The 6,984-nt window shown below is 39.2% G+C and carries 4 protein-coding genes; all 4 read right to left on the bottom strand.

The features are described from left to right. Positions 1–232: 232 nt before the first annotated feature. Positions 233–1,378, bottom strand: a complete 1,146-nt coding sequence (locus tag DWU89_RS20055; RefSeq protein WP_115501400.1) for an AAA family ATPase — start codon at positions 1,376–1,378, stop codon at positions 233–235. A 188-nt stretch (positions 1,379–1,566) separates the two neighbouring features. Further along, positions 1,567–2,430 carry a hypothetical protein gene (locus DWU89_RS20050; protein WP_115501399.1) on the bottom strand — a complete coding sequence of 288 codons (864 nt, stop codon included), beginning with the start codon at positions 2,428–2,430 and terminating at the stop codon, positions 1,567–1,569. Between the two features lie 30 nt (positions 2,431–2,460). Further along, complete coding sequence (locus DWU89_RS20045; RefSeq protein ID WP_115501398.1) at positions 2,461–3,999, bottom strand: RagB/SusD family nutrient uptake outer membrane protein; 1,539 nt, start codon at positions 3,997–3,999, stop codon at positions 2,461–2,463. Positions 4,000–4,026: 27 nt separating this feature from the next. Then, positions 4,027–6,969, bottom strand: coding sequence for a SusC/RagA family TonB-linked outer membrane protein (locus DWU89_RS20040; protein WP_115501401.1), 2,943 nt, complete (start codon positions 6,967–6,969; stop codon positions 4,027–4,029). Between the last annotated feature and the right edge of the window lie 15 nt (positions 6,970–6,984).

The raw sequence follows: 6,984 nt of genomic DNA, 5'->3' as shown, positions 1-6,984 counted from the left end.
TTTGCAGAACTATGTTTCGGTATAAATAGTTGATAATCAACGTGTTATTTAAAATACTAATATTAATTTACTTCAAAATAGCAAAAACAATAAAAGCATGTAGACATGATGCTATTTTAATTGATTTTCAAATGATTAGCCAATATTATAGAATTAATTGCTTCCATACAATAGTCTATATAAATAGAACTATTATTCTACCAGATTCCTGTTGAACGAGTCGTATGAAAAACTATTTTGCAGAAGCCTGATATCCATTTTTTAGCCAATATTCAAATGCCGGATCTTGGATTTCGATCACATTACCCGGTAAGATATCGATCAGGTCTTTTTCGAGTGTTGCTTTTCTTAGATTTTTGATATTGGCTGATGTGCCTAATTGATATTGTTTCAATACGTCTTTGGATGAAAAATTGACAATACCATCGGCAACTGCAATAAGAAAACTAATTTGACGGGAAGTTAATGAGTCGATTATATTGGTAAATAGCAGGCTTAACTGTCCTATCAAGCTGTTGAATGCTTCGGCTACTATTTCTTCCGAACAGACATCTAAAGTTCGCAACCAGGTCTGCTGGCTCAATTGTTGAGTATAATAGGGATGATTCTTCATTTTATCGGCAATCATACCGCATAATTCATCGGAAATTTGTTTACCAGTGTCTGCAAAGCGTTGGGAAATAAACGCAATCCAATCTTCCCGTTTTATCTTTTGTAAAAAAAGAATATCTCCGAATTTATAAAATGGCATACTATAATCATTGAAAATATCTAATAACATATGCCGCTTGCTTCCATAAAGGCAATAACAAACAGATGTCTGCTTCTGCCAATGGGCACGTAGCTTACGTTGGAAAGCAAGTGAATCCTCATATTCGTTGATATTTTGAAATTCATCGATACAAACAATTATCTTTTTACCTTTATCTTTAGCAATTTGTTGTGGCAGGTCTAATATTTCATCATAGGAGAGTCGGTTTTCTTTAAAGCTGATCCCAAACGACAGTTCATAACTTTGGCTGCCTTCTGAAAGAGAGACAACCGGAGCCATTCGTCCCAAATATTTTTTTACACCGGCAACAAATTCTTCCCAAGCAGAGGTCGATACCCGCATCAAGGCATTGGCATAGGCTGTGTAAAATTGTTCTTCTGTCCGGCAATTAAAGATATCAACCTGGCAAACCAGTATATCTTTATTTTTTTCAGATAAAAGTCTTGCACATTTATTCACCAGAGAGGTTTTACCCCAACGACGCGGGGATATGATGACAGTATTAATAAGACTACTGAAATTCTGGCTTAACAATGCAACTTCATCTTTTCTATCTGTGAAATTCTGCTTGTCGGCAATGCGTCCGTAAACAAATGGTGCTTCCATAGAACAATCTTTTTATGTAGAAGCAAATGTAGGCACAAAACTTGAAACGTGCAAAAATGAAATGAGTTAATTTGAAATCAATCTATTTCAAACTAACTTGTTTCATATTCTATGTACATTAGGGAACAAAAAGGCCGGATTCTAACTGACAGAACCCGGCCTTTTATGGATTATAATATTATATGTTTTTATGGAAGAGTAATAAGAATAGAACCACCTTCCCCTGTATAGTCAAAACCACCTTCCAAAGCTTCTATGTAATAATAAGGCGCCAACTGGAATGTTTTGTCATCAAGCTGCTTGTTATTTACAAGAGTTGTTCCTGAAAAAGAGCTTGGATGATAAGCATAAATTGCATTTGAAGGACTACCGTCATAGTTTATACCGATAAAGAACTTATTATAATAAATAATTCCGTCCTTTATCCAGAATTCAATATAGTCACAAGAAGTCGCTGCAACCGCATTTCCCCATTGACCATCATCATTCTTCAAGCCTTGTTCATATGGTTTGATTACGCGGTAACGGTCAAAACCTTCAGCTTTCCGGATTTCCACATTGTAAGGCTTTTCTGTGAAAGCCAGAATATCGGCAAATGTACCAGTACCTAAAGATACCCAATTATAATCTTTGTTGACAGTTACAGTAACCGTATTACTACCACTAATAGGATCATTTGTGTTGTCCAATGTCAATGTGACTTCCAATTCTTTACCAATTTCCAATGGAGAAACATTTACTGTTATTTTTGCCATGTTTTCACCGGCTGCAAAAGTGTAACCGGAAACAGTACAACCAACCAGAGGTTCGTCTCCAACTGTCGCAGTCAAAGCAACAGTTCCGCTTTGTTCGCTACCTGCATTTGCACGTACGACATCTACTGTAAAAGTAGGATCGGCAGGCGAGACTGTAATATCAGCTAAAGATGCACTTACAAAAGCTGCGGCATTTGCTGCATCTGAATATATAACACCTTCCTGGTTGCTATCGCAAGCCGTAAAAGCCAATGCGATCGATAGAAGAGCTATTGATAATTTTGAAATATATTTCATCGCTTTATTCTTTTAATCAATGAATAGAATTTATTTAGTATCCCCAACCGGATTCTGATCTTTTGTCGGATCCATATTAGCATTTCCGTCAAACTCAGACTGAGGAATTGTTAATACCCACATATAGCTTTCAGGATCATCTGTATTACGGTTGCCAAGCAAAGCGTCGGTCGGCCACCCCATATCTGCAGTACGCTTGAAACCTTGTTTTAGGCGGCGAATATCGTAAATACGACCAAATTCACCCCAAAGTTCAATACGACGCTGTATGATGATTTCTTCCAACAAGGAACCTGTATAATCAGAAGTCAGCTTGCCCATAGCTGTCCCTGATTTCTGGGCACAACTGTATGATGCATCACGTTTGCTCATCAGATCCATCAAATATTCACGTGCGCCTGCATCGTTCCCTAAGCGGCATTCGGCTTCGGCTGCAATCAGGTACATTTCTTCTATACGCATCCAAATATAATCACCCATCCAAGTCTGGATATCAGAAAATTTGAATTTTTCCTGTTGGTAACCACCATTTTTATTGTTCGCATCTTCCGGATTCCACCATGTCAAACGATCATCTGTTGCCCCCATTTTCTCATACAGCTTTTTGCTAATCTGTTTACGAGCTGTTGCCCCGTATTTGTCAGCATCAGCATCCATATGAGAGAACAAACTTGCATACATACCACTCTGGTCAGAAATAATTTCAGCTCCCCACATTACATTCGAAGCATTGACACTATTCAAACCCTTAAATTCCGAAACTTTAGCAATCGTACATTTGCTTGCGGAAATCGCATCTTCAGCTGCTTTCTTTGCAACATTCCAATCTTCCATTACCTGTGCAATACGAGCTTGGAAACCCAAGGCGACAGTATAGTCTATATGAGAAATATGTTTGCGACTTGTTCCGTTTAATAGCTCTACCGCTTTGTTGATGTCACCGACAATCTGGTTATATACTTCTTGCACTGAAGAGCGTGGTTTCCCTTCCGTTCCGGCAACAGTAGGTTCGGTATATATCGGGCAACAAGGCTCTGATTCATGTCCTTTGTAAGTGCGTGCAAAACTTTGTGCCAGCATAAAATAAGAATAAGCCCGTATTGCATAAGCTTGTCCTATGATATTGTGAACTTCTGCTTCCGTACCGGCCATCGTTTCCTCTGCAGAAAGAATATAGTTTGCATTGGAAATCCAGGTATAATAGCAATTCCATAAGTCATATGAACGCCATGTCGTAGAAGTGTATCTGCTTTTTACATTATATAGACAGTCATACCAGAACCAACCGCTACCTGAAGCTGACATGATATGGTCGTCTCCCATTACGTCTCCTGCTAAATTGTAGGCACTAATACCGAAGCACTGGTGTGTATTTCCTGTCGGTGACCATGCTGAATACATGGAACGATAAAGGCCGTTCAGAGGAACTAAGGCTGCATTTGCAGTTGCCAACAATCCGGTTCCGGACATTGAATCGGTCGGGGCGGTGTCAAGTGAACTCTCCAGACAGGATGACAGAGTTGTACAAGCCATCAGACCGACAAACATATATTTGAATATCTTTTTCATCTTGTTTCTTATAAAAATGTTTCTACTTTAGAAATTAATTTCTACACCAAAAGAATAGGTCTTATTAGGTGCATAAGTATAATCAGTTTCACCCTTGAAGTTATATTGGGGATCCATACCCTGCAAGTGAGAGAACAGTGCCAGATTATCGATAGAACCGAATACACGGACGTTGCCCAGTTTAGCCTTTCTCATCCAATCCTTTGGTAAAGAATAACCCAATGTGATGTTTTTGATTGCAAAATAAGAAGCATTGATCAAGAAGCGATCTGTCGTTGTATAAGACCCGTTAATCTCTACACGAGGCACATCTGTAATGTCACCTGGCTTCTGCCAACGGCGTAACTGATGTTTATTCCATGTGTTCGTTGCATACTGTGCATTCATGGAACCAGTATATAAGCTATCATAAATCTTACCGCCAATAGAATAGGTCGTTAAGATTGCCAAGTCGATGCCTTTATAAGAGAAGTCTGTCCCGATGCTGCCATAAAGATCCGGAATACGATTTCCCAGATAATATTTACTGGTTGATGCTTTTGAATAGTCATCGCTAATGCGTTCGTTAATGATATTACCATTTTCATCCTTATCGTAAACCCAATAGAGCTGTGCACCTGTTGCCGGATCCACACCTGCTGACTTTGCCATATAGAATGTATTAATAGGCATACCTTCTTTAATACTGTAAACACCTTTGATAATTTCAGGTGCAGTATTGGTCAGTTTCAATACTTTATTTTTCACTGTTGAACCCATCAAACTGATATTCCATGTAAAGTCGTCTGTTCTGATAGGAGTTCCTCTCAATTCGAATTCAAAACCGGTGTTTCTCATATCCCCGACATTGGCATTATAGCCATTGAATCCGGTAGAAGTCGCCATCGGATAATTCAACAACATATCAACCGTTTTACGATTATAATATTCTGCGTTAACAGTTAAACGACTTCCGAATAATGTAGCCTCAACTCCAACGTTCAGGTTCCCATTCTTTTCCCAAGAAACTTCCTTGTTTTCCAAAGAAGAAACCATACCGCCGATCTGGTTTGAATTGGGCCAACCCAAATCATACAAACTCTGCCATAAATAATAATTGCTTGTTCCGTTGGAATGTAAGATATTGTCGTTTCCTTGTTGTCCGTAGCTTAATTTCAGGGATAAATTGTCTACCCATTTAACGTCTTCCATAAAAGCTTCTCTTGAAATACGCCAGTTACCACCGATAGACCAGAATGTACCCCAACGATTGTCTTTCTGAAAACGTGAAGAGCCGTCTGTACGCAGAGATGCAGAGAAGTAATATTTCTCATCATAGTTATAGTTGAAACGTCCTAACCATGATTCAATACGATAGTTATCGGTGTAAGAGTCTGCAGCATATAATGTTGTACCTGGACGCAGTTCAAGAATACCGTCTACCAAATTTGTTTTTCCGGCTTCCAGATATTCGTAGCTGTAAGCATAAAATTCGTGACCAGCCAAAACATCAAAAGAATGCAATCCAAAGGAGCGGTTCCATGACAGCAATTGGTTGAAGGTATAGCTCTGCATACGAGTATTGTATTTTGTCAACAAACCTCCGGCTGTAGCCTGGTTACCGTGATACATATTCATATAGCTCATTCGTGATTGGTTACGGTAATCAAGACCGAAGTTCACGTTAAGTTTTATCCCTTTGAAAACCCCGAAGTTGTCTTTGTCAGAACCGAAGGTTACACCTGTACGTAGACTTGCTACATCATTTTTTCTATTTGATTTGTCATCTGTCAAACCTCCGACCGGGTTATAATCCGTATAACTACCCGGACGTCCTTTTTCACCATAGTCCAACTGTGGTTTGCCATCTTCTCCTAAAACATTTTTACCATCCAAGCCTTTTATGTAAACGGGAAATAATGGTGATACAAATTGTGCAGAATACCAAACGTTTGATGTAGAAGAGCCATCATAATCACTATAGTCTTGAACCGAGTTTGATAAAGATGCATTTACATTAGCCTTGAACCAGTCGGTTACATTCGAATTAACATTCACACGAGCATTATAACGCTGGAAACCTGTGTTTATAAGGATACCATCTTCATTCAAATATCCAAGAGAAAACATATATTTCGTTTTATCGGAGCCTCCATTCACTGACAATTGATGTTCCTGTCTGAACGCATTATCACGTTGAACTGCATCCATCCATCGTTCATCCCATGCCGAAGCAGCATCGGCTTGAACCATTCCGGTTTCAGGGTTAATCAAATTGTCCCATGTGTAGTTTTTAAATGGATTGTATAATTCACCTCCTAAATTGGCACTCAAACCTGATCTTGCCATCTGTTGAGCCTGTTCCCATGAATAACCGGAATTAAAAGCATAACCATTGCGCAAAGCTTCATAAGTCAATTGTACAAAGTCTTTCTGATCAACCATATCATATGGTTGGATAGCACGTGAAGCCCAGCCAACTGTTGATCGCCATGCTACTTGTGCTTTACCTTCTTTTCCTTGTTTCGTTGTGATCATAACAACACCATTAGCACCACGTGCACCATACAAGGCTCCGGCAGAAGCATCCTTCAATACGGTCATAGATTCGATATCAGAAGGATTGATAGAGCTTAAAGAACCATCAAACGGAATACCATCCACGACATACAACGGATCTTGGGATGCATTAATTGAACCGTAACCGCGAATAACAATAGAGGCAGCCTCACCAGGCTGTCCGGATCCTGAAGTTGTCAACAAACCAGTGGCCTGTCCTTCCAAACCTTTTGTCAGATTTGTAATTGGACGAAGTTCCAACTTCTCATTGCTAATAGTTGAAGCTGATCCTGTGAAAGAACTTTTCTTTGCAGTACCATAAGCGACGACCATTACTTCATCAAGCATCTGATTATCAGATTCAAGAATGATTTTCAAATTAGATTTAACTCCGACTTCCTGGGGTTTCATGCCCACAAAAGAAACTACCAGAGTTTTTGCAGAACT

The sequence above is a fragment of the Parabacteroides acidifaciens genome, from assembly GCF_003363715.1.
In the GTDB taxonomy this organism is placed as follows: domain Bacteria; phylum Bacteroidota; class Bacteroidia; order Bacteroidales; family Tannerellaceae; genus Parabacteroides; species Parabacteroides acidifaciens.
This window is presented reverse-complemented; position numbering and strand designations above follow the sequence as displayed.